We start from the raw sequence: 22,878 nt of genomic DNA on the forward strand, positions 1-22,878 counted from the left end.
AATTTCTCATGCATCTAGCGAAACTTGCTGCGCTTTGCACAGCATTTGCCCTGTTATTCAGTCTGTCTGCCTGTCAATCGGCGGATACCTCCATGCAGACCGACGGTAATGAAGACACAATTCTGGTCCTCTCCGATGAGGAGGTTACACTCAACGGGCAGGCTCTTTCCTCCGATGACGAGGCTCCGGTGACGGTAAGTCACGATATCGTCTATTACCAATCTGGTATGGGATCGGATTACGGGGAAGGGACTGAGGAAGAAGCCCACTCGGAAGAAGAGGCCCAGGCCCACACAGTCGTTACCATACGGCAGCCCGGAACCTATCGTGTTTCCGGTTCCCTGTCCGCCGGCCAGCTGGCTGTTGACTTGGGAGAGGACGCCAAAACGGATCCCAACGCGGTGGTCACGTTAATTCTGGACGGGGTGAACATTACCTGCACAGTCGCTCCTGCTGTCATTTTTTACAGCGTGTACGAATGTGATACCCAATGGGTCACCTGCCAGGAAGAAGGAACCGAAGATGAGTATGATGCTCCTTCCTCGGTCGATACTTCCGCCGCAGGTGCCAACGTGATCCTGGCCGACGGCAGTGACAATATCATTCAGGGCTCCCATGTAGCGCGCATTTACCAGGAGGGTACTACGAAAAAGCTTCACAAATATGACGGTGCTTTCTACTCCAAAATGTCCATGAACCTCAGCGGCGAGACCGAAGGAACCGGCAGACTGAGCATCACGGCTGACAACGAAGGACTGGACACAGAGCTTCACCTGACCATTAACAGCGGCACCATTAACATCCAGTCCCAGGACGATGGTATCAACACCAACGAGGACGGTGTTTCTGTCACGACCATCAACGGCGGCACCTTTCAGATTAACGCCGGACTTGGGTCTGAGGGGGACGGCATCGATTCCAACGGATACCTGGTCATCAATGGTGGAAATGTCTACACCATGGCCAACGAAAAAAGTCCGGACGGCGGTCTTGATGCCGACAAGGATATTCTTCTGAATGGCGGCTATGTAGTCGCTTTGGGCACACGGAACGACGCAGTCTCCCAACAGTCCGCTCAACAATACGGTGAATTTTTCTTTGCCTCTACCCTGCCCGCCGGCACTATCATCCAGCTCTCCGATGCCCAGGGCGAAGATCTGCTCCAATTTACCCTGGAAAAAGCAGCCCAGTGTCTCACCTTCTCGTCTCCGGATCTGGCCGCAGACACCGCTTATACGTTGAAGGTAGACGGCGTTGTTCAGCAATACACCGGAACTTCCTCCGGCGGCATGGGCGGCGGCCCTCGCCCCGGAGACGGCTTTGAGGGAGATCGGCCAGATGAAAGTCTGCAGCCTCCCGAGGGAGAAGCACCGGATGGTCAGCCTCCTGAGCACCCGGATGACAGCCATCGCCCCCAGCCCCCGGACAACGCTCAGGAACCCGGAGGCAACGATGGCCAAGTCGAAGCCTCTACGGAGTTTATTCTCTCTGACAGCGTACACACTTTCTCTGGTATCTCCGCCAGTGCCCAGGACAGCGGAAAAACGCTGGTAACCTTCTCCGCTGATATCTCTGTTTCGAAAACCGGCACCGTATCCGTGGAGAATATTCAGTCCAGCCAGGAGCTCGACTCCTCCCACGTACAACTATCCATTACGGATATCCCATCCGAAACTATGCCGCCTCCTGTCTTCTGTCTGACGGCGAGGAAGCTCTGGCAGATATTCTCCCCACCGATCCAGGAAGCTATCAGTTGACCATTGCCGTTACCAATGACAGCGAATACACCGGCGCCACACAATTTTTCTTTACCATTCCTCAGGAATAAGGAAATACGCCTCAAAGCAAAGCGGGAACCCACTCAGATGGGTTCCCGCTTTTATCATTCATTTGTGTTTTCTTCCTGGTGACCTGCCACAATGGGTGCCTGTCCAAAATAGCACTCGGTCTGGACTGGAAGATTCCGCCTCCGCAGACCGGCATTGACCAACCGGCGAATGGCATTATACAGCATAGCAAATACCGGAACACCCAGCACCATGCCAGCAAACCCAAACAGACCGCCAAGGAGCAAAATGGAAAACAGTACCCAGAAGGAAGCCAATCCTGTGGAGTCGCCCAAAATCTTCGGGCCCAGAATATTGCCATCAAACTGCTGCAAAATCAGAATAAAAATCACAAAATAGAGACACTGCAAGGGGTTGACCAGCAAAATCAGCAGTGCACACGGAATGGCACCAATAAACGGGCCAAAAAACGGAATCACGTTTGTGACGCCGATAATGGTCGCCAACAAGGCCGGATAAGGGAAATGAAGAATGTTGCAGAAAACCAGCGCAATGATTCCAATAATCAGGGAGTCCAGCAGTTTTCCGTTAATAAATCCGCTCAAAATCCGGTAAGCGTTCCGGACCTCCTCCACAATAAAATCGGCATGCTCAGCCTTGAATATACTGTACACAATCTTCTTGCTCTGAGCGGAAAAGATGTCCTTGCGCGCCAGCAGATAGACCGTAACAATAATGGCAATGAGAATATCCTTCAGCAGCACCAGCAGCGCAATTACAATGGCTGATACATTGGATACTACGCCGGTAACGTTGGGCAGAACCGACTCCTTAATCCATCTCATACTGGAGGTAACCGATTCCAGATTGGGCAGAATGTCCGTACGCAGCCAGGTCTCCAGCGAGTTGGCCGCGGAGGTGTAGTAAGGCATAATCGCCTCCTCCACCCCAGGATTGTCCTCCAAAAATTTCTGCAGCCCCTCCTGTGCACTCTCGATGTAGTCCGGAATGGCGTTGACCAAACCCACTACGCTCAAGTAAACCTGAGGCAGCACCATAGCCAAAAGAATGTATATCACCAGCACGGCAAAGAGCATGCTGAATATGATGGCCAATACATTCAAAAAACGCTGATTTCTCGCATCTGACAAGGTGGCGTTCGGTGTTACCGCCATCAAAAAGCGCAGAATGTGCCGGTGGATGGGCAACAGCAGGAAAGCCAACACCATGCCCATAAAAATGGGGCGCAGGATGTGGGCCACCATACTGAAAAAGCCATACACATCCTTAGCATGAAACAGCAGAAAAAAGAGCAGAATCGCCCCGGCGATTACACAGAATGCGGTTACGCCCACCGCCACATAGGGTTGATATTTGCCACGCTTCACTGCCTGCACCTGCTTTTCCTTAAACTTTCAGCTCGGTCTCCTCGGTACCCAGCACACTCTCATAGCGCTTCAGAACAGGCTCAACCTGCAGCGCCAGGAACTCCTCCACCTGCTGGGGGCAGCGGCCGATGTAGCGGCTGGGCTCCAGATGAGCCGTGAGTTCCTCCTTGGTCATACCGAAAGCAGGATCCTCTGCAATCAAATCAATGAGGTTGTTGCTCAGGCCCAGGTCTTTGACGTTCTTGCCCGCCTCGATGGAGTGTACCCGAATCCGCTCATGGAGCTCCTGACGGTTTCCTCCACGCTTGACCGCATCCATCATAATATTCTCGCTGGCCATAAAGGGCAGCTCCTCCAGCACGTGCTTCTCAATCACCTTGGGATGCACCACCAGTCCGGAGGCCACATTCATATAGATGTTCAGAATAGCATCCACGGCCAGGAAGGCCTCAGGCACCGAGATGCGCTTGTTGGCCGAGTCGTCCAGGGTGCGCTCAAACCACTGGGTGGCAGTGGTAATGGCCGGGTTACCCACGTCCACAATCACATACCGGGCCAGGGAGCAGATCCGCTCACAGCGCATGGGATTGCGCTTATAGGGCATGGCGGAAGAGCCAATCTGGTTCTTCTCAAAGGGCTCCTCAACCTCCTTCAGGTGACACAGAAGCCGCATGTCGGTGGCAAACTTGCTGGCGCTCTGGGCAATCCCCGCCAGGGTAGAAACCACATTGTAGTCCATCTTCCGGGAGTAGGTCTGTCCGCTAACCGGCACAACGCCTGTAAAGCCCATTTCCTTGGCGATCTTATCCTCCAGCAGCTTGACCTTTTCGTGGTCGCCCTCAAAGAGCTCCAGGAAGGAGGCCTGGGTGCCGGTGGTGCCCTTAGAGCCCAGCAGCTTCAGCGTAGAGAGGCGATACTCCACTTCCTCCAGGTCCATCAGCAGGTCGTTCATCCAAAGGGTAGCCCGCTTGCCCACGGTGACAAGCTGGGCGGCCTGGAAGTGGGTAAAGCCCAGAGTAGGCATAGCCTTATACTCATTTGCAAACTCAGCCAGATGGGCAATTACCTTCACCAGCTTGGTCCGGACCAGTTCCAGCCCCTCCCGCATCACAATCACATCGGTATTGTCACCTACATAGCAGCTGGTGGCACCCAGATGGATGATGGGCATCGCCTTGGGACAAAGCTCACCATAGGTGTGGACATGAGCCATTACATCGTGGCGCAGCTTTTTCTCCCACTGGGCCGCACGCTCATAGTCGATATCCGTGATATGGGCCTCCAGCTCGTCCACCTGCTCCTTGGTCACAGGAAGACCCAGTTCCATCTCCGCCCGGGCCAGGGCCACCCAAAGGCGGCGCCAGGTGGAGAATTTCTTGTCGGCGGAAAAGATATACTGCATCTCGTCGCTGGCATAGCGAGAGGACAAGGGGCTTTCATACGTATTGGTTGCCATATTGTTCTAACCTCTTCTTCCTAGTATCTGCCTGAATCTGCAGGAACTTTAATTTTATTATACCTGACCGGTTCTGCGGATACCAGTCCTTTCCTAAAGTTTTGCAAATTTTTTGGTTACGCCATGTTTTACCGTCCAAATGCAAAGCACAAACGGCAGAACAAAGGAAGCGGTGCTTTTGCAGGCACCGCTTCCCTCTTGATGTTCTGATTAAATTGTCTCGCCAGCCAGGAACTTCTCCAGACGGTTCAGGCCCTCCTTGATATTCTCCATGGAGGTGGCGTAGGACCAGCGCACGAAATAGGGCGCACCGAAGCCAGTGCCGGGCACCACAGCAACCTTGCCGTACTTCAGGAAGAGGTTTCCGAAATCGTCGGCGTCCCGAATGACGGTGCCGTGGAGCTCCTTGCCGATGAGCTTCTCAATGTTCATCATGACATAGAAGGCACCCTCAGGCTTGATGCAGCTGACCCCATCAATGGAATTCATCCGCTCCACCATATAGTTGCGGCGCTCCTCAAAGGCGCGGCGCATCTCGTCCACGGTCTCCTGAGAGGCCGCCAGAGCCACAGCAGAGGCCTTCTGGGAAATGGAACAGGCAGAGCCGGCGCAGTGGCTCAGGAAGTTGGAGATCACCTTAGCGACCTTGGGGTTGGCCGCCACATAACCGATTCGCCAGCCGGTCATGGCATAGGACTTGGAGACGCCATTGATGAGCAGGGTGCGCTCCTTGGCCTCCTCGCTCAGAGCCGCAAAGCTGACAAACTCCCGGTTGTCATAGGCCAGACGGTAGTAAATCTCATCAGAGATGACATAGATGTCCTTCTCCACGCAGACCTTGGCAATGGCCTCCAGCTCCTCACGGCTGTACATCATGCCGGTGGGGTTGGAGGGGTTGTTCAAAATGATGCACTTAGTCTTGGGGGTAATGGCAGCAGCCAGCTTTTCGGCCGTCAGCTTGAAGTGCTCCGCCTCGGAGGCATTCACCACAACAGGAGTGGCGCCCACCATCTGGATGAGCTCCAGATAGCTGACCCAGTAAGGAGCGGGCAGAATCACCTCATCCCCGGGATTGACCAGGGCACGCAGGGCCACATACACGCAGGTCTTAGCACCGTTGGACACCGCAATCTGAGCAGGCTCATACTCCAGACCGCAATCCTCCTTCAGCCGCTGGCAGATGGCCTTGCGCAGCTCAACTGTACCGGCCGCGGGAGTATAGCGGGTCTCATTGTTCTCAATGGCCTGGATACCGGCCTGCTTAATGTGCTCGGGGGTGGGAAAATCAGGCTCACCGGCACCAAAACCGATGACATCCAGCCCCTCTGCCTTCATCTGCTTAAACATGGAGTCAATGGCCAGGGTGGTGGAGGGCTCCACCGCCAGGGCGATCTTAGACAACTCCTTCATGCTGTGTCCTCCTTCTCATTCCTGCTGATAGTCAGCTTGTTTCGCGTCGTATATTATATTCGCTGATTTTGAAAAATGCAAGAGAAAATTTTTCATTTTGCAAAAATTCGTTTGATTCCTACCAAATAAACAGAAAGAGGCCCCGCTTAGCGAGGCCTCTTTATGAGAAATGCAGTTTACAGTTGGGCGCGAATCAATTCTCCCATCCGCACCGTACCGATTGCCTGCTCACCCGGAGCGGCAATATCAGCCGTACGCCAGCCGGCGTTGAGGACAGAATCCACTGCCTTCTCAATGGCAGAGGCTTCCTCCGGCAGCTGGAAAGAGTAACGGAACATCATGGCCACGGACAAGATGGTGGCGATGGGATTGGCCTTATCCTGCCCGGCGATATCGGGGGCAGAACCGTGGATGGGCTCATAGAGGCCGGGCGCTGTGTCGCCAATGGAGGCGGAAGGCAGCAGGCCGATAGAACCAGTGATCATGGAAGCCTCGTCAGAAAGAATGTCACCAAACATATTCTCGGTAACCACCACGTCAAACTGCCCCGGATCCCGTACCAGCTGCATAGCGGCATTGTCCACCAGCACGTCAGAATACTCTACGTCGGAGTACTCCTCCGCCAGGCGGTGCATGACCTTGCGCCACAGGCGGCTGGTCTCCAGCACATTGGCCTTGTCCACGCTGGCCAGCTTCTTTCCGCGCAGGCGGGCCAGTTCAAAGGCCCGGCGGCCGATGCGCTCAATCTCCATCTCGGAGTAGGCCATCCGGTCGGCGGCCTCCTCTCCCCGATCCTCCGTCTGATAGCTCTCCCGCTTGCCGAAGTAAATGCCGCCGGTGAGCTCCCTGACAATCATCAGGTCGATGCCCTTGTCCGCCGTCTCCTTTTTCAAGGGGCAGGCATCCGCCAGGGCGGGACGCAGGGCGGCAGGACGGAGATTGGCATAGAGTCCCAGATCCTTTCGGATGGACAGTAGGGCGGTTTCCGGCCGCTTCTCCGGGTCGGTGGAGTGTCCCCACTTGGGACCGCCTACCGCGCCCAGCAGAACCGCATCGCAGGCCTTGCAAGCCTCGGCGGTGCCGTCGGGATAGCTCTTACCCACCGCGTCAATGGCACAGCCGCCCATGAGTACGTCGGTATAAGTAAAGGTGTGGCCGAACTTCTCCCCCACGGCATCCATGACCTTCACGGCCTCGCCCACTACCTCAGGGCCAATTCCGTCGCCGCGGATCAGTGCAATTTTGTAATTCATTTCGCCACCCCCCGGGCCTTCAGGGAGTTGAGCAGGCCTCCGCTCTGGATGATGCCGTCAATAAACTCCGGGAAAGGCGCAGCCTGCCAGGTCTTGCCCTGGGTCGTATCGGTAATGATACCGGTGGCAAAGTCCACCTCCACCTGGTCCCCGGCCTGGATCTCCTCCGCCGCCTGGGCACACTCCACGATGGGCAGACCGATGTTGATGGAATTGCGGTAGAAAATGCGGGCAAAGGAGGGGGCAATGACGCACTTCACGCCGCAAGACTTGATGGCTAGGGGGGCATGCTCCCGGGAGGAGCCGCAGCCGAAGTTAGGGCCGGCCACAATGATGTCGCCCTCTTCCACCGTAGAGGCAAAATTCACATCAATGTCCTCCATACAGTGGGAGGCCAGGGCCGCGGGCGAGGGGTCATTCAAGTGGCGGGCAGGAATGATGACGTCAGTGTCTACATTGGCGCCGTATTTATAAACCTTCATTGGGTGTCAATCCTTTCTGAAAATCAGGAATCGGACGTTCGTAAAGAAGAAGCGAACCTCTCCCCTCTTGAACCGCCCAGAGGCGAAACGAAGTTTCGCACAAAGTTCTTGGCCAAGCTTTCTTTTAAGAAAGCTTGCGGGGGTCGGCCACACAGCCGGCAATGGCGGAGGCGGCTGCCACATCGGGAGAGGCCAAAATGACCTCGGAGGTCACGTGGCCCATGCGGCCCACAAAATTACGGTTGGTAGTGGAGACGGTGCGCTCCCCCTCGGCCATCACGCCCATGTGTCCGCCCAGGCAGGGACCGCAGGTGGGGGTAGAGACAGCAGCGCCGGCCTCGATGAAGATCTGGATGAGGCCCTCCTTCATGGCCTGGAGCACAATCTCCTGCGTGGCAGGAATGACGATGCAACGCACGTTGTCTGCCACCTTCTTCCCCTTCATCACAGCGGCAGCGGCCCGCAGGTCGCTGATGCGGCCGTTGGTGCAGGAGCCGATGACCACCTGGTTGATGGGCAGGCCAGCCACCTCGCTGACCACCTTGGTGTTCTCCGGCAGGTGGGGCATAGCCACGGTTGGCTCCAGCTTATCCAGGTCAATGATGATCTCGCTGTCGTACTCCGCGTCCTCGTCGGCGGCAAAGGCCTCGCAGGGGCGATTCACACGGCCGTTGATGTACTCCATGGTCTTCTCGTCCACGGGGAAAATGCCGTTCTTGCCACCGGCCTCAATGGCCATATTGGAGATGGTGAAGCGATCATCCATGGACAGGGAAGCAACACCCTCGCCGGCAAACTCCAGGGACTTGTAGAGGGCTCCATCCACGCCGATGGCGCCGATGAGGTGTAGAATCACGTCCTTGCCGGACACGTGGGGCTGCAGCTTGCCCTTCAGGGTCACCTTAATGGCAGAGGGCACCTTGAACCACAGGAGACCAGTGGCCATGGCCGCGGCCATGTCGGTGGAACCGATACCGGTGGAGAAGGCGCCCAGAGCGCCGTAGGTACAGGTGTGGGAGTCAGCTCCCACGATGACCTCGCCGGGGGCGCACAGTCCCTTCTCGGGCAGCAGGGCGTGCTCCACGCCCATGTGGCCCACATCAAAGAAATTGGTAATATTGTGCTTGTGGGCAAAATTCCGCGCCTGGAGACAGAGCTCAGCGGACTTGATGTCCTTGCAGGGGGTGTAGTGGTCCAGAACAATGGAAATCTTATCCTTGTCAAAGACCTGGGTGAAGCCGGCCTTCTCAAACTCCGTGATGGCCACCGGCGTAGTAATATCGTTGCCCAGCACCATATTGACCCGGGCCTCAATCAGCTGACCGGGCACCACCCGATCCAAGCCGGCCGCCTTGGCCAAAATTTTCTGTGTCATGGTCATACCCATTTCACATTCCTCCTCACTGTTTTTTCTGGATGAGCCTAGTATGACAGATCTCTTGCCAAAAGAATGTAAACTATGATACAATTCTGAAAAAGAATGAAATCTGGTGATTGGCATGGAGCTTTTCCATCTGGATATTCCCCCAAACATCTGGCGCCCCTTCGCAGAGCATCGGGCTCCCATTCACTGCTCCCCCGGCTTTTTCATTTATCTCCAGGGGACGGAGGCCACCTGCTTCTACTATTTAAAAGAGGGGCGGGTCAAAAGCTTTATGCAGTCGGAGGACGGCGGTGAACGGGTTTTAAATCTCTACATGGCGGGCAGCCTCTTTGGTGAGGCCTCCTTTTTTGACGAACTGCCCAGAGTGTCCTCCGCCGTGGCCCTTACCCCCTGTCAACTAGTTCCCATTGACAGAGAGCTTGTTACCCAGGCTTTTTCCAGGGATCCGGAACTGGCTCTGGCCATGATGAAGTACCTGGCCCGCACCGTCCGTCTGCTTTCCCGCCAGGTGGACCAGATGGCCTTTCGTCCTGCCAGGTGGCGGGTGGCGTGGTACCTCCTATCCCTGGCCTCGGAACAGCCAGACATCTCCTGCACCCAGGAGGAGATTGCCGCCTGCGTCTCCGTCAGCCGGATCACAGTGAGCCGGATTCTTAACGAATTAGCCAAGGAAGGGATTCTGGAGCTGGGCTATCGCTGCGTCCGGATTCTGGACCGCCCCGCCCTGGAAGCTTTGTGTCAGGACTGAGGGACTTATCCAATCCCTTGTCATCCCCAGTAAACCATGGTAAAATAGATGGAAAATTTGAAGAGAGCGGAGCGGTATGCCATGACAGACTACTTTCATCTAAACATTGAACGCGACAAGCTATTATCCTTGTCAAGCCTTGGGCTTGCACATCTTGGAGACAGCGTATATGAGGTCATGGTACGCTCCTGGCTGTGTCTTCACGGTGCCGCCAAAGTGAAGGACCTCCACCGGGCCACGGTGAGCTATGTAGCCGCCCCCGCCCAGGCCAAACGGACCGAGCGCATTCTGCCTATCCTCACCCAGGAGGAACAGGATGTGTTTCGTCGGGGTCGCAACACCGCCCCCCACTCGGTCCCCAAGGCAGCCAGCCGAGGGGAGTATCAGACTGCCACCGGGCTGGAGGCCCTGTTTGGCTGGCTCTATCTCCAGGGCCGGACTAATCGGCTCAATGAGCTGTTCGCCCTGATGATGGAAGAGCCAACAGAATAATCCCCCTTCTTTTTCACTATCCCAAGTCGCGAGGTGATTTCCCATGCCCTTGGACGCCCTGTGTCTGTCCGGACTGGTACACGAACTGAATACCGCCTTGATCGGCAGCAAAATTGATAAAATCTATCAGCCCGGGAGGGATGAGGTGATTCTGGCCCTTCGCACCCCCTCCGGCAATCGGAAGCTGCTGCTCTCTGCCAATCCCAACCACCCCAGGCCTCAACTGACTGAGCTTTCCCGGGAAAACCCTGATGTCCCTCCCATGTTCTGCATGCTGCTGCGCAAGCACCTTACCGGCGGCCGGATTCTGGAGATTAAGCAGCCCCCGCTGGAGCGGGTGGTAGAGTTCCGTCTGGAAACTCTGGATGAGTTGGGAGATCGGGTGGAGCGTTCCCTGGTGCTGGAGGCTATGAACCGCCACTCCAATCTGATCTTGCTGGATGGTGACGGCCGCATCACCGACTGCCTGCGCCGGGTGGACAGCGACATGTCCGCCAAACGCCAGGTATTGCCCGGCATGTTCTACCGCCTCCCCCCTGCCCAGGCAAAACGCAGCCCCCTGGGGCTGGATCGCGAGGAACTGCAGCGGTTGCTGAACGGCGCGCCGGAGGAGGCTCAGGCCGACCAGTGGCTGTTGGACACCTTCGGCGGCCTCTCCCCACTCATCTGCCGGGAGCTGGCCTTCCAGGCGGGTGGAAGTACCGATGTGCGGCTCAATGTGCTGGGCGAGGAAGGCCGCCAGAAGCTGCTGGACAGTCTGGAAGGCCTTCTTCATTCTGTGTCGGAGTATTCCTTTACACCAACTCTAATTTCAATGGATGGAAAGCCAAAGGATTTCACCTTTCGCTTTATTGGCCAATACGGCGCTGCCGCCCAGCTGACCGCTTTTCCCTCCTTCTCCGCCCTGCTGGACCAGTTCTATGAGCAGCGGGAGAGCATGGAGCGCATCCGCCAGCGGGGCCAGGATCTCATCCGTTCCGTGACCAACGCCCGGGACCGCACCGCCCGCAAGCTTGCCAATCAGGAAAAGGAGGTTGCCGCCACCCTGGACCGGGACCGCCTGCGCCAGTTTGGTGACCTCATCACCTCCAACCTATACGCGATGAAAAAGGGCATATCCTCCCTGCGCACCTCCAACTACTATGACCCTGAGGGGGCCGAAATTGATATCCCCCTGGACCCTCTCCTCACACCCCAACAGAATGCAGCTAAATACTATAAGGAGTACAACAAAGCCAAGACCGCCCAGGCCATGCTCACCATCCAGATTGAAAAAGGAAAAAAAGAGCTGGATTATTTAAACAGCGTGCTGGAGTCCATCTCTCTTGCCGAGGGCGAAAAAGATCTCCAGGAGATTCGCCAGGAGCTCACCGACACCGGCTATCTCCGCCGCCCCTCCAAAGCCAAGGGACGGGATAAGCGGGTGACCTCCAAGCCCATGGAGTTTCGCTCCTCTGCCGGACTCCGCATCTCCGTCGGAAAGAATAACACCCAAAACGACCTGCTCACCTGTAAGCTGGCCTCCAAGCAGGACATCTGGTTCCACACCCAGAAAATTCACGGTTCCCACGTCATTCTCTGGACGGAGGGAACCCAGCCCGACCTGCAGAGTCTCCACGAGGCCGCCTGTCTGGCCGCCTGGTTCTCCCAGGGCCGGGAGTCCAGTAAGGTGGCGGTGGATTACACGCCGGTGAAATTTGTGAAGAAGCCTGGGGGCGCCCGGCCCGGCATGGTGATCTACACCACCTATGAGACTGCCTACGTCACCCCCAGCGAAGAACTGGTCAAACAGCTGAAACGGCGCTAAAAGATAAACATGAGCCCGACCGTGAACGGTCGGGCTCATGTTTTTTTATTCTTCCACCGAAATGGGGTAATGCTCTGTAAAGCAGCCCTCGCAGAACCCACACTTGGCGTCGGGCGCCAGATGACGAAGGTTCGCAATGGAAAGGTATTCCAGACTGTCTGCCCCGGTCATAGCTTCAATTTCTTCCAGGGAGTGGTGACAGGCAATCAGCTTCTCCTTGTCGGGAATATCGGTGCCGAAATAGCAGGGAGAAATGAAGGGCGGCGCCGACACCCGCATATGGACCTGGGTAGCTCCCGCCTCCCTCAGCAGGTTAATAATCTGGCTGCAGGTGGTACCGCGGACAATGGAATCATCCACCATCACCACACGCTTGCCCTCCACCTCGCTGCGCAGGGCAGACAGCTTGATCCGCACAGCCTGCTCCCGGCTGCTTTGATCGGGTGTAATGAAGGTACGGCCCACATACCGGTTTTTCACAAACCCCATGCCCAGCGGGATTCCACTCTCCAGGGCATAGCCCCGAGCGGCGTCCAAGCCGGAGTCCGGAACTCCAACCACCAGGTCCGCTTCCACCGGCTTCTGTCGGGCCAGCAGGCGGCCGGCGTTCATCCGCGCCCGGTGGACCGACTGGCCGGCAATGACCGAGTCAGGACGGGCAAAGTAGATATACTCAAAGATGCACATATGGGACAGACCACGGCAGTTGTCCCGGATGGAGGTCACCTTACCCTCCCGGACCACTACGATCTCTCCCGGATCCAGCTCCCGTTCCACCTGTCCGCCTACCGCTTCAATGGCGCAGGACTCCGAGGCAAAAAGAACAGCCTCCCCTTTCCGCCCCATGCACAACGGTCGGAAGCCCCAAGGGTCCCGACAGGCGATCAGCTTCTCGGGAGACATGACGAGCAGAGAGAAAGCCCCCTTCAGTTTTGAGGCCGCCCGGCATACCGCCTCCTCCACGCTGCCGCAGTGCAGCCGCTCCTGGGCAATGGCGTAGGCAATGAGTTCTGAATCACTGCTGGTGTGGAAGATGGCTCCTTTATATTCAAACTCCCGGCGCAGCTTGTCCACCCCTACCAGGTTTCCGTTGTGGACCACAGCCAAAGTTCCCTTCACATATTTGATGGTCAGCGGCTGTGCATTTTCCCGTTCTCCTGCTCCGGTGGTAGCATAGCGTACATGGCCCACTGCCATAGTCCCGTTCAGACGCTCCAGCCGTTCCCGGTCGAACACCTCGCTGACCAGACCTACATCTTTATAACAGGACTGCTCCCGGTTGTTCATCGCCGCAATACCGCAGGCCTCCTGCCCCCGGTGTTGAAGGGCATAGAGCCCGTAATAGGTTGTCTGAGCACAGCCGCCTTTTGAATCCCAGATTCCAAATACGCCGCACTCCTCATGCAGTCCCCACTCCTCCTGCTTCCTCTGCGCCTCTGGTTCCATGTTGCCGCATCTCCTTTCTGAAAAAAGACAACGGTGCCCTGTTCAGGCACCGTTGTCTGCTTCTTCATTATAAAAGATTCGTTTTTCCTATTTCAAGAAAAAACATCTGAAAAACCACACGATATTTTTTTACAATCCCGGTTTGTCCCATACAATCTACACAATTTTACTTTCAATAATTACTGTGTTAAAAAGGACTATTCAAATTTTGGAAATTATGATATGATACTTCCATACATGTGAGAATCCTTAGGAGGTACGTTTATGAAATGCCCCTTCTGTTCCCATTTAGAAAGTAAGGTCGTGGATTCCCGCCCTGCCGATGAGGGCGCCAGCATCCGGAGACGCCGGGAATGTCTGTCCTGCCACAAACGATTCACGACCTACGAGACCATGGAGAGCCTGCCCCTGGTGGTGGTTAAGAAGGACGGAAGCCGTCAGAGCTTCGACCGAAACAAGGTTATGGCCGGTCTGATTCGCGCCTGTGAAAAGCGTCCGGTGCCCTACAACACCCTGGAGAGCATGGTCAACGAAATTGAGCAGGTACTTCAGAACAAGATGGAACGGGAGGTCCCCTCTTCGGAGATTGGTGAACTGGTCATGGAGCGTCTGAAAAAAATTGACGAGGTAGCCTACGTCCGCTTCGCCTCCGTCTACCGCCAGTTCAAGGATATCAACACCTTCATGCACGAACTGAATAAGCTGCTGGAAGATAAATAATGTTCTTCCTTGCAAGTCGGCCCGGAGGACATCCGGGCCGACTTTTTTCTGTGCCTCTTTTCCCATCTCGCGGCTGCATGGCAGCTTTGTCACGGAACCTGGCACCAGATCCCGCAGGTTCTCATAGGATGGGGAAAAAACGGAGGTATTTCTATGCCTATTATTTATCTTTCCCCATCCACTCAGGAGAACAATTACTTTGTCACTGGAGGCACCGAGGAGCAGTACATGAATCTGCTGGCTGACAAAATGATTCCCTATCTGGACGCCTCGGGCATCCGCTATGTACGCAATACCCCCAGCATGACCGCCGCTTCCTCCATCGCCGCCTCCAACGCCGGAAACTATGACCTGCACCTGGCCCTTCACTCCAATGCGGCGCCGGAATCCAAGTATGGCACCGTGCGGGGTTCCATCGTGTTCTATTACCCCAATAGTTCTAAAGGGAGGCGTGCAGCAGAAATCATTGCCGATGGTTTGAAGGACATCTACCCGGCCCCCAATCTGGTCCGCGCAGAGGGTACCACCGCCATCGGTGAGGTGCGCCGGGTCCGTGCTCCCTCCGTCTTCCTGGAACTTGCCTTCCACGACAATGTAGAGGACGCAAACTGGATCACGAATAACCTGGACGCCATTGCCCGAAATCTGGTTCTCTCTCTCACCGAGTACTTTGGCATTCCCTTTTATGAGGCTGAGCTCAACCGGACCGGCATGGTAGATGTATCCTGGGGCGTTCTGAACATCCGGGCACAGCCCAATCAAAACGCTGCCATTCTGGCCCAGGCTCCCGATGGGGCTCCTTTGACCATTCTCAACCGCTCCAATGACTGGTATTTGGTCAATTATAACGGCATCATCGGCTACGCCAGCGGCGACTTTATCACCATCAACTGAGGAGGCACCCAATGGACATTCATGTGGTAAAACCGGGTGACACCCTCTATTCCGTAGCACTCCGATACGGGGTTCCCATGTCCCAGCTCATCAACGACAACCAGCTCCCCGACCCTTCTCGTCTGGTCGTAGGGCAGACCCTGGTCGTCCAGTATCCCCTGCTCACCCACACAGTCCGTCCCGGCGACACTCTGTACTCCATTGCCGCCTCCCATGGCACCACCGTGCGTCAACTTCTGCGCAACAACCCCATTCTGGGCGGCGACAGCCTGATTATCCCTGGTCAGATTCTCACCATTTCCTTTCGACAGGAACAGGTAGGGACTCTGTCTGTCAACGGCTATGCAGAACCCTCCGTTGATCCTTCTCTGCTGCACCGCACCCTTCCATATCTGTCGGCTCTGACTCCCTTTACCTATGGATTTACGTCTCAGGGCGTGCTTACTCCGCTGGATGATGCCGCACTGATTGAATCCGCCCTTCAGGCGGAGGTGCAACCCGTCCTCCACCTGTCCACGCTTACCAGGGACGGAACCTTTTCCAACGAACTCTCTCACATCGCGCTGACCGATCGTGCGGTACAGACCCAGCTGATTGCACAGCTGCTGCGCACAGTAGAACAGAGGGGCTATACGGCTGTGGACATTGATTTTGAGTTTATCTATGGCGAGGATGCCAAGGCCTATGCCCAATTTATTGAACGCCTGCGCAGCAATCTTTCTCCCATGGGAATTCCGGTCATTGTAGCGTTGGCTCCTAAGGTCTTTGCCCAGCAGCAGGGAGATCTTTATGAGGGACACGATTACGCGGCCCTCAGCCAGGCCGCTGATTTTGTGCTTCTGATGACCTATGAGTGGGGCTACACCTACGGTCCGCCCATGGCGGTGGCGCCCATTCGGAACGTGCGCCAGGTGGTGGATTACGCTCTGACCGAAATGGAGCCGGAAAAAATCTATCTTGGAATTCCCAATTACGGCTATGACTGGACGCTCCCCTTCCAGCAAGGAAGCCGCGCTCGCTCCATCTCCAACCCGGAGGCGGTCACCATCGCCGCCGACCACTACGCAGCCATCCGCTTTGACGAAGCGGCACAGTCTCCCTGGTTCCGCTATGTGGATGACAGCGGTCAGGAACACGAGGTGTGGTTTGAGGATGCCAGAAGCATCCGTGCCAAGCTGGATCTGGCCCACACCTATGGTCTGCGGGGCGTAAGCTACTGGAACCTGATGCGGCCCTTCCCACAAAACTGGACGGTACTCAACGCCCTGTACCGTATTCGGGAAGAACTTTAAGTCCGGGGCTGGATTTTTCCTCGTACATGGTGTAAAATTCTCCTCGAAACTGCACAAAGGAGGACATCACCATGTCTGTTTCTGTTGGAATGAAGGGCCGCTGTGAGGCCACTGTGGATGAGAGCTTAACTGCCCAGGCCGCCGGCTCCGGTACTCTGCCCGTCTTTGCCACCCCCTGGATGTGCGCCCTGATGGAAAAGGCCGCCTGGACTGCCGTAGCTCCCGGCCTTGGTGAGGGTGAGAGCACCGTGGGTACCAAGCTGAGCATCTCCCATGTCTCCGCCACCCCGGTGGGCTTGAAGGTCTGGGCGGAGAGCGAGGTCACTTTGGTGGACGGCAAGCGCATTGAGTTCACCGTCAGCGCCTACGACGAGAAGGGACTGATCGGCTCTGGCACTCACGAGCGGTTTGTGGTCACGGACCAGCGCTTCCTGACCAAGGCGCAGAGCAAGAAGGAGGGCTGAACCGTGTCCATTGAACGGGTTCGCGCCTATTTCCGTGATCTTGGGCGGGAACAGGATATTCTGGAATTTCCCGTATCCAGCGCCACTGTGGAGCTGGCCGCCCAGGCAGTTGGTGTGATTCCTGCCCGAATCGCCAAGACGCTCTCCTTCCTGGTGGAGGACAAGTGCGTCCTCATTGTGGCCGCCGGAGACGCCAAAATTGACAACTCCAAATACAAGGCCCAGTTCCACACCAAGGCCAAGATGCTCACCGCAGAACAGGCTCTGGAAATGACGGGCCATGCCGTAGGCGGTGTGTGTCCCTTTGCCAACCCGGAGGGCGTCACCACCTACCTGGACATTTCCCTTCAGCGCTTTGACACGGTCTTCCCTGCCGCAGGCAGCTCCAACTCTGCCATCGAGTTGACCTGCCCGGAGCTGGCGGAATACGCTCACAGCGCCGGATGGATCGATGTATGCAAAGGCTGGCAGGATGAATAATCGATAAAAAGGAGCCGGATTCACGGGCACAGCCCCATGAATCCGGCTCCTTTTTCAAAGGCTCACCGTACGCGTGGCCACCGCCCGGCAAAAGGCCTGGTCGTGCTCCACGAAAAGCAAAGTAGGCTTTTCCCGCACAATCAGCTCCTCCAACTGCATCCGGGCATAGAGATCGATGTAGTTCAGCGGCTCATCCCACACATATAGATGGGCACGCTGGCTCAAACTGGCCGCCAACAGCAACTTCTTTTTCTGTCCGGCGCTGTAAAAGGCCATATCCACGGAAAAAAGCTCCCGCGGAAAATCCAGCTTTCTCAGCACTCCCAACAGCAGAGGGGCCTCAATTCCCTGACCCTCGACCCATTCCATGAGATTTCCCTGCAAGAATCCGGTGTTCTGGGGTACGTAGGAGATTTCCAAGCCCGACGCTCTCTGTATCACCCCTGTGTCGGGTTCAGTCTCACCCAGCAGCAGGCGCAGAAGGCTGGTTTTCCCGCATCCGTTTCCACCCGCCAGGCAGACTCGCTCTCCCGGCTCCATCGCAAAGTTTACACCCTGAAGGACAGGTTTCCCGCCCAAGGCAATGGATGCGTCCCTGGCCTGGAGCAGACATCGGCTGGAAAGGCTGGGAGCGGTGATCAGTTTCAGCGCATCATATCGCTCCACATCCCGCAGCAAACCCTGTTTTTCCTCGATGGCCTGCTTCTGCCGGTTTTCCAGGCTTTTGGACCGTTTCATCAGCTTGGCTGCCTTATGGCCCACATAGCCGCGGTCAGGACGCAGGCCCGAGTTTTTGCTGCCGTACTTGGTCCGCTCCACCCGGTCCGACCAATCTCCGGTACGGCGGACAGCCTGTTCCAGGCGGCGAATCTCCCCTCTTAGTTCCTGGTTTCGGGCCAGCTCTCCCTGATCTCTGGCCTGCTTTTCCCGCAGCCAGGAGGAGCAGTCTCCCCGCACGACCTCCGTCCCCGTCTTGTTCAAGGCCAAAATGTGGTCCACACAGCCATCCAGAAAGTCCCGGTCGTGGGACACCAGCAGGAAGCCTCGCTTCAGCCTGGAAAGGTAGCGGGCCACCATCTGTCGGCCCGGACCATCCAAGTGGTTTGTGGGCTCATCCAGCATCAGGTAATCCCTCTGCCCCAGAAACAGGGCCGCCAGAAGCGCCCGGGTCTGTTCTCCGCCGCTGAGGCTCTGGAAAGGCCGATCCAGAATCGTTTCCTCCAGCCCCAACAGTCTCAGTTCCCGCTGCAGCCGCCATAGCTCCTCGCCCTGCGACAATTCCTCCAGCACCCTTTCGGTGGGCAATGTCGGATCCAAGATCGGCTGCGGCACGCAGCGGCAGGGCTCCGGACAGGAAATTGTCCCCTTGCCCTGTAATCTGCCCTCCAGAAGGCCCAGCAAGGTGGTCTTGCCTCGTCCGTTACGCCCCACCACTCCAAGCTTCCAGTTGGTATCCAGCTGCAAATTCAGATCTTCAAATACGGGGAGCACAGCTCCCTCATAAGAAAACGTAAGATGTGTTATGGTAATAAGCGCCATATAGGAAGCCCTCCTGTCTTCATAAAAATAGCCGCAGGAGGAACATCCCTCTCGCGGCAAGACAGAAGACGGCACCACACAGGCTGCCGCAATCCAATCGAAAAACCGGAAGCGGGCGCAATTCCCCCTGCTGCCGGCACGACGAAACCGGGCCCCACTCTGCGGCCCGTTCTGTTTCTCCGTACCAAATCAGCAAGCGGTCTTGCGCATGTTTTCGCCTCCGGTTCCTCTAAGTTGTTACGACTATAACACGTCCGGTCTCTGCTGTCAAGGCAGCCACTCCCCTGCCTCCAACAAAAAACACACTCCCATGTCCGGGAGTGTGTTTTTTCATTATGCCCGAGGATGTGCCTTACGATAGACATCCTTGATTTTCTGATTCATCAAACGGGAATAGATCTGGGTGGAGGAAATGTCCGCATGGCCCAGCATCTCCTGAATGGAGCGCAGGTCCGCTCCATTCTCCAACAGGTGTGCGGCAAAGGAGTGGCGCAGGGTGTGCGGAGTAATGTCCTTCTTGATCCCTGCCTTCTCCTGGTAGTGCTTAATAAGCTTCCAGAAGCCCTGGCGGCTCATCCGCTCTCCGCTCATATTCAGAAACAGTGCCGTCTCTTCCACCGACTCCACCAGCTGAGGACGAATGTTATGGACATACTCATTCAGAGCCCGAATGGCCGCCGGATAGAGGGGGATCATCCGCTCTTTGCCCTTGCTGTAGCATTTTAAAACGCCGCCAGGCAGATTTAAGTCGTCTACATCCAGAGCAATCAGTTCACTGACCCGGATTCCGGTGGCGTACAGCAGCTCCAGCATAGCCCGGTCACGGTAGCCCTTCAGATCGGTGCACTCAGGCTGCTCCAAAAACAGCTCCACCTCTTTGCCGGTGAGCACCTGGGGCAGCTTCCGCTCCACTTTTACTGGAGTAATTCCCTTGGCCGGATTCCGGTCTGCCTTCCCCAACGTCATCAGGCAGTTGTAGAAGGATTTGATGGAGGCCACAGAGCGGGTCACCGTGGCAGGGGACTTCCCTCTTCTGGAGAGCTGATGGGTATAATCCTCCACATCCTGCGCCACTACGTCCAGCAGGGCAATGTCGCGCTCTTCCATGGCATGGGCAAACTGGTGCACATCCCGCAAATAGGAGCTCACCGTATTCTCGGACGCCTTTTTTTCTGTTTTCAGGTATTCCTCATAGGCCTCAAATAAATCAGACACAGCCAACTCTCCCGGAATCACAAATTACAGCACTGCATGTGCCGCCGCCTTCAGTAAAATCGGCACCACCACATATTCCAACGCACTGCAAATAAAAAACAACACACAACAAAGCCCATTCCGGGCCCAATAGACCATCTGACAAGCCGGAATCTCTGAGCGGCCCTCACCCAATCCACGGCGAATCAAGCTTTGCGCGTTGGACAGTCCCTGGGTGCCTGCCAGGAAAAAACCAGGTGCCCATAAAAGGGCCGGCAGTCCAAAGAGCACAAGGGCCGGCAGCAGGCCGGCACCGCCAAACACACGAAAAAAACAACCGACAGAAAAGGAAAAGAAAAAACCTTTGACTCCAAACAACACCGGAAGGCCAACCACACCGATGGCTGTCACCCCCAGCACTACCGCAGCTAGAAAATACCGCATCTGTTCCCACAGCACAGGCCAGAAACTGCGCATCACGGTTCCCTCGGCTGCAAGAGTCAAATAATCACTCAGATAATTGCCCAGCTCCAGCGCGCCCTCTCCCTGCGCCAGACCGGCAAATATTCCGCCGACGATGCCGCCGCCCAAAAAGGCCGCGCCCAAAATCATCACAGAGGCCCCATGGCCCCACAGTATCGTCCATTTTTTTCTTACCCGCTTTCCCATGGCTGTCACCTCAGTATCAACCTTATGAGAAGGGAGAAAAAAATAGACATGCACCACCGGCTTCGGCGAGTTTAAATGTCTAGTTTTAATATAGCTGTATCCGACACATTTCGCAAGTCTTTTTTGGAAATTTGTCCATATTTTTCTCGTTTCGTTATTTGTTATGTAAACCGTTTTATGTAAACTTTGTAACGTAATAAGAAAACAGCCTCGGTCAATCGAGGCTATTTTCTCCAAATATTGTGTTTCAGATTCCAGTTCTCACCAGATCTTGTCTTTGCTTACATTTCACAGTTCTCGCAGTGATTACAGTCCGTATTATTACATTCTGTATCCTTCGCTTCCCCCATGCCTGCCGCAATAGCATTGAGCGCAATGGCACATTCCAGGCGCTTGCGCTCCATTTCACAGGCCACCTCGTTGGACTTTGTTATGTCGCCGTTGACAAGCAAATTGGAGGCAGAGCAGCCGCCGCTGCAGTAGAACCGAGCCCAGCACTTCTGGCAGGCCGGACGAGTGTAAATGTTCTGCTTGGCAAATTCCCCGGAGATCTTCATATCAAAGCCATCCCGGAACACGTTCCCCATCCGGTACTCCTCCTTGCCCACAAACTGGTGGCAGGGATAGATGTCACCGTCCGGAGTAATGGCCACATATTCACAGCCGGCGCCGCAACCCCTCAGGCGCTTGATAACGCAGGGACCCTGAGTCAGGTCTACATTGAAGTGGAAGAAATTGATGTCCTTCCGGCCCATCAGCTCCTTGGCCAGCTTCTCGTACTCCTCCTCTACCCTGGGCAGATCCTCCTCCTTGATGGCAAAGGGATCGTCCAGAGGTCCACTGGCGGGCTCTACCGAGACGTGGCGGAAGCCCAGCGAGGCCATATGCATTACATCTTCAGAGAAGTCCAGATTTTCCCGGGTAAAGGTACCGCGCACATAGTAGTCCTTAGTTCCCCGTCCGGATACCAGCTTCTGGAATTTGGGGACAATGACCTCATAGCTGCCCTTGCCGTTCACAGTGGGACGCATGTGATCATTGACCTCCTGACGTCCATCCAGGGAGAGCACCACATTGGACATCTCCCGGTTGATGTACTCAATGTTCTCGTCGTTGAGCAGCACGCCGTTGGTTGTGATTGTAAAGCGGAACTGCTTGTCATATTTTTCTTCCAGAGACCGGGCGTACTCCACAGTGGCCTTTACCGTGTCCATCGCCATCAGGGGCTCCCCGCCGAAGAAGTCCACTTCAATGTTGCGCCGCTTGCCGGACTTGGCAATCACCCAGTCAATGGCCCGCTTGGCGGTCTCCACATCCATGGTCATACGGCAGCCAGTGCCGAAATCGCCGGTAGAGGCGAAGCAATAGCGGCAGCGCAGATTGCAGTCATGGGAGACATGGAGGCAGAGTGCCTTGACCACCGCCTGTCGGGGTAGCTCCATGGCCTTCTCCACGTCCACATAATCGTCATCGGTAAAGAGCAGGCCCTGCTCCTGAAGCTCCCGCAGCTCCTGCCAGGCCTCCTCCAGCTCGCTCCGGTCATACTGGGACAGTTTCTTCGCCAGCTCCTCCGGCAGCTTCTCCCCCAGCGGGCCCTCCGCCGCGGACAACAGATCATAGCTCAGCTTGTCCAGCACGTGCACTGCACCGCTGTTCACGTCGGCCGCCAGGTACTGGCCCAGCGCCGTAAAGGTATGTACCATCTTCCGTTTCCATTCCTTTCTTGTTCCTCTCACCCCCACTAGAAGGGCAAGGTATGCAGACATGAAAAAGGGCAGGCTCACGCCCACCCTCATTCACATGCCGAAGATTTGCTTACTTATTCTCGCACTTCTGGTTGGCCACAGTGCAGGAAGTCTTGCAAGCGGACTGGCAGGAAGTCTGGCACTCGCCGCAGCCGCCCTTGGCAGCGCTGGCCTTCAGAGTAGCACCGCTCAGAGTCTGAATGTGTTTCATGGGTATCTCTCCTTCTG

The 22,878-nt window shown here is 56.1% G+C and carries 21 protein-coding genes; 9 read left to right on the top strand and 12 right to left on the bottom strand.

Going from position 1 to position 22,878, the window contains the following annotated elements; all coding sequences use genetic code 11:
• Window positions 1-8: 8 nt before the first annotated feature.
• Window positions 9-1,757 carry a carbohydrate-binding domain-containing protein gene (locus tag DWX58_RS08680; protein ID WP_118642945.1) on the top strand — a complete coding sequence of 583 codons (1,749 nt, stop codon included), beginning with the start codon at window positions 9-11 and terminating at the stop codon, window positions 1,755-1,757.
• A gap of 125 nt (window positions 1,758-1,882) precedes the next feature.
• On the opposite strand, the gene DWX58_RS08685 is transcribed toward DWX58_RS08680, so the two are convergent.
• The 6 genes from DWX58_RS08685 to leuC all read right to left on the bottom strand — a co-directional run bounded on the left by DWX58_RS08685 (window position 1,883) and on the right by leuC (window position 9,163).
• The gene (locus tag DWX58_RS08685; protein ID WP_147382252.1) at window positions 1,883-3,175 is read right to left on the bottom strand and encodes an AI-2E family transporter; all 1,293 of its coding nucleotides are present in this window, start codon (window positions 3,173-3,175) and stop codon (window positions 1,883-1,885) included.
• 19 nt (window positions 3,176-3,194) lie between these two features.
• Window positions 3,195-4,631 (bottom strand): adenylosuccinate lyase, encoded by a 1,437-nt coding sequence (gene purB, locus DWX58_RS08690; protein WP_118642949.1) that lies wholly within the window; start codon window positions 4,629-4,631, stop codon window positions 3,195-3,197.
• A 210-nt stretch (window positions 4,632-4,841) separates the two neighbouring features.
• Window positions 4,842-6,041 carry a pyridoxal phosphate-dependent aminotransferase gene (locus DWX58_RS08695; protein ID WP_118642951.1) on the bottom strand — a complete coding sequence of 400 codons (1,200 nt, stop codon included), beginning with the start codon at window positions 6,039-6,041 and terminating at the stop codon, window positions 4,842-4,844.
• 176 nt (window positions 6,042-6,217) lie between these two features.
• Window positions 6,218-7,294, bottom strand: a complete 1,077-nt coding sequence (gene leuB, locus DWX58_RS08700) for a 3-isopropylmalate dehydrogenase (RefSeq protein ID WP_118642953.1) — start codon at window positions 7,292-7,294, stop codon at window positions 6,218-6,220.
• On the bottom strand, window positions 7,291-7,776 hold the full coding sequence (locus tag DWX58_RS08705; RefSeq protein WP_118642955.1) for a 3-isopropylmalate dehydratase small subunit: 486 nt from the start codon (window positions 7,774-7,776) through the stop codon (window positions 7,291-7,293). The genes leuB and DWX58_RS08705 overlap by 4 nt, the downstream gene beginning before the upstream one ends.
• Window positions 7,777-7,900: 124 nt before the next feature.
• Window positions 7,901-9,163, bottom strand: coding sequence for a 3-isopropylmalate dehydratase large subunit (gene leuC / locus DWX58_RS08710; RefSeq protein ID WP_118642957.1), 1,263 nt, complete (start codon window positions 9,161-9,163; stop codon window positions 7,901-7,903).
• Window positions 9,164-9,275: 112 nt separating this feature from the next.
• Here leuC and DWX58_RS08715 point away from each other — a divergent pair, with 112 nt between their 5' ends.
• The 3 genes from DWX58_RS08715 (at window position 9,276) to DWX58_RS08725 (ending at window position 12,207) form a co-directional block, all read left to right on the top strand.
• A complete protein-coding gene (locus DWX58_RS08715; protein WP_118643224.1) occupies window positions 9,276-9,908 on the top strand; it encodes a Crp/Fnr family transcriptional regulator in 633 nt (210 codons plus the stop codon).
• An 81-nt stretch (window positions 9,909-9,989) separates the two neighbouring features.
• Window positions 9,990-10,400, top strand: coding sequence for a ribonuclease III domain-containing protein (locus tag DWX58_RS08720; protein WP_118642959.1), 411 nt, complete (start codon window positions 9,990-9,992; stop codon window positions 10,398-10,400).
• A 43-nt stretch (window positions 10,401-10,443) separates the two neighbouring features.
• Window positions 10,444-12,207 (top strand): NFACT RNA binding domain-containing protein, encoded by a 1,764-nt coding sequence (locus DWX58_RS08725; protein ID WP_118642961.1) that lies wholly within the window; start codon window positions 10,444-10,446, stop codon window positions 12,205-12,207.
• 45 nt (window positions 12,208-12,252) lie between these two features.
• Here DWX58_RS08725 and purF read toward each other — a convergent pair whose 3' ends face one another.
• Complete coding sequence (purF, locus tag DWX58_RS08730; RefSeq protein ID WP_118642963.1) at window positions 12,253-13,653, bottom strand: amidophosphoribosyltransferase; 1,401 nt, start codon at window positions 13,651-13,653, stop codon at window positions 12,253-12,255.
• 264 nt (window positions 13,654-13,917) lie between these two features.
• Here purF and nrdR point away from each other — a divergent pair, with 264 nt between their 5' ends.
• From nrdR to DWX58_RS08755, 5 genes are all read left to right on the top strand, one after another.
• The gene (gene nrdR / locus DWX58_RS08735; RefSeq protein ID WP_118642965.1) at window positions 13,918-14,373 is read left to right on the top strand and encodes a transcriptional regulator NrdR; all 456 of its coding nucleotides are present in this window, start codon (window positions 13,918-13,920) and stop codon (window positions 14,371-14,373) included.
• 153 nt (window positions 14,374-14,526) lie between these two features.
• Window positions 14,527-15,267, top strand: coding sequence for an SH3 domain-containing protein (locus DWX58_RS08740; protein ID WP_118642967.1), 741 nt, complete (start codon window positions 14,527-14,529; stop codon window positions 15,265-15,267).
• 11 nt (window positions 15,268-15,278) lie between these two features.
• A complete protein-coding gene (locus DWX58_RS08745; RefSeq protein ID WP_118642969.1) occupies window positions 15,279-16,559 on the top strand; it encodes a LysM peptidoglycan-binding domain-containing protein in 1,281 nt (426 codons plus the stop codon).
• Between the two features lie 71 nt (window positions 16,560-16,630).
• On the top strand, window positions 16,631-17,023 hold the full coding sequence (locus tag DWX58_RS08750; RefSeq protein ID WP_118642971.1) for a thioesterase family protein: 393 nt from the start codon (window positions 16,631-16,633) through the stop codon (window positions 17,021-17,023).
• Window positions 17,024-17,026: 3 nt separating this feature from the next.
• Window positions 17,027-17,503, top strand: coding sequence for a YbaK/EbsC family protein (locus DWX58_RS08755; protein WP_118642973.1), 477 nt, complete (start codon window positions 17,027-17,029; stop codon window positions 17,501-17,503).
• Window positions 17,504-17,557: 54 nt separating this feature from the next.
• Here DWX58_RS08755 and abc-f read toward each other — a convergent pair whose 3' ends face one another.
• From abc-f to scfA, 5 genes are all read right to left on the bottom strand, one after another.
• Window positions 17,558-19,042, bottom strand: coding sequence for a ribosomal protection-like ABC-F family protein (abc-f, locus tag DWX58_RS08760; RefSeq protein ID WP_118642975.1), 1,485 nt, complete (start codon window positions 19,040-19,042; stop codon window positions 17,558-17,560).
• A 333-nt stretch (window positions 19,043-19,375) separates the two neighbouring features.
• Window positions 19,376-20,263 (bottom strand): site-specific tyrosine recombinase XerD, encoded by an 888-nt coding sequence (gene xerD, locus DWX58_RS08765; protein ID WP_118643226.1) that lies wholly within the window; start codon window positions 20,261-20,263, stop codon window positions 19,376-19,378.
• An 18-nt stretch (window positions 20,264-20,281) separates the two neighbouring features.
• Window positions 20,282-21,142 carry a stage II sporulation protein M gene (locus DWX58_RS08770; protein ID WP_147382253.1) on the bottom strand — a complete coding sequence of 287 codons (861 nt, stop codon included), beginning with the start codon at window positions 21,140-21,142 and terminating at the stop codon, window positions 20,282-20,284.
• Window positions 21,143-21,186: 44 nt separating this feature from the next.
• Window positions 21,187-22,608 (bottom strand): thioether cross-link-forming SCIFF peptide maturase, encoded by a 1,422-nt coding sequence (gene scfB, locus DWX58_RS08775; protein ID WP_118642979.1) that lies wholly within the window; start codon window positions 22,606-22,608, stop codon window positions 21,187-21,189.
• Between the two features lie 112 nt (window positions 22,609-22,720).
• Window positions 22,721-22,861, bottom strand: coding sequence for a six-cysteine ranthipeptide SCIFF (scfA, locus tag DWX58_RS08780; protein ID WP_118642981.1), 141 nt, complete (start codon window positions 22,859-22,861; stop codon window positions 22,721-22,723).
• Window positions 22,862-22,878: the final 17 nt, after the last annotated feature.

Source organism: Pseudoflavonifractor sp. AF19-9AC (assembly GCF_003478995.1).
In the GTDB taxonomy this organism is placed as follows: domain Bacteria; phylum Bacillota; class Clostridia; order Oscillospirales; family Oscillospiraceae; genus Lawsonibacter.

What these genes read in the sequence shown, in the direction of transcription:
- leuC (WP_118642957.1), bottom strand. Translation starts at nt 9,163, where the DNA reads ATGGGTATGACCATGACACAGAAAATTTTGGCCAAGGCGGCCGGCTTG.
- DWX58_RS08720 (WP_118642959.1), top strand. Translation starts at nt 9,990, where the DNA reads ATGACAGACTACTTTCATCTAAACATTGAACGCGACAAGCTATTATCC.
- scfA (WP_118642981.1), bottom strand. Translation starts at nt 22,861, where the DNA reads ATGAAACACATTCAGACTCTGAGCGGTGCTACTCTGAAGGCCAGCGCT.
- DWX58_RS08680 (WP_118642945.1), top strand. Translation starts at nt 9, where the DNA reads ATGCATCTAGCGAAACTTGCTGCGCTTTGCACAGCATTTGCCCTGTTA.
- purB (WP_118642949.1), bottom strand. Translation starts at nt 4,631, where the DNA reads ATGGCAACCAATACGTATGAAAGCCCCTTGTCCTCTCGCTATGCCAGC.
- DWX58_RS08745 (WP_118642969.1), top strand. Translation starts at nt 15,279, where the DNA reads ATGGACATTCATGTGGTAAAACCGGGTGACACCCTCTATTCCGTAGCA.
- nrdR (WP_118642965.1), top strand. Translation starts at nt 13,918, where the DNA reads ATGAAATGCCCCTTCTGTTCCCATTTAGAAAGTAAGGTCGTGGATTCC.
- purF (WP_118642963.1), bottom strand. Translation starts at nt 13,653, where the DNA reads ATGGAACCAGAGGCGCAGAGGAAGCAGGAGGAGTGGGGACTGCATGAG.
- DWX58_RS08705 (WP_118642955.1), bottom strand. Translation starts at nt 7,776, where the DNA reads ATGAAGGTTTATAAATACGGCGCCAATGTAGACACTGACGTCATCATT.
- abc-f (WP_118642975.1), bottom strand. Translation starts at nt 19,042, where the DNA reads ATGGCGCTTATTACCATAACACATCTTACGTTTTCTTATGAGGGAGCT.
- DWX58_RS08740 (WP_118642967.1), top strand. Translation starts at nt 14,527, where the DNA reads ATGCCTATTATTTATCTTTCCCCATCCACTCAGGAGAACAATTACTTT.
- DWX58_RS08725 (WP_118642961.1), top strand. Translation starts at nt 10,444, where the DNA reads ATGCCCTTGGACGCCCTGTGTCTGTCCGGACTGGTACACGAACTGAAT.
- leuB (WP_118642953.1), bottom strand. Translation starts at nt 7,294, where the DNA reads ATGAATTACAAAATTGCACTGATCCGCGGCGACGGAATTGGCCCTGAG.
- DWX58_RS08715 (WP_118643224.1), top strand. Translation starts at nt 9,276, where the DNA reads ATGGAGCTTTTCCATCTGGATATTCCCCCAAACATCTGGCGCCCCTTC.
- scfB (WP_118642979.1), bottom strand. Translation starts at nt 22,608, where the DNA reads ATGGTACATACCTTTACGGCGCTGGGCCAGTACCTGGCGGCCGACGTG.
- DWX58_RS08695 (WP_118642951.1), bottom strand. Translation starts at nt 6,041, where the DNA reads ATGAAGGAGTTGTCTAAGATCGCCCTGGCGGTGGAGCCCTCCACCACC.
- DWX58_RS08750 (WP_118642971.1), top strand. Translation starts at nt 16,631, where the DNA reads ATGTCTGTTTCTGTTGGAATGAAGGGCCGCTGTGAGGCCACTGTGGAT.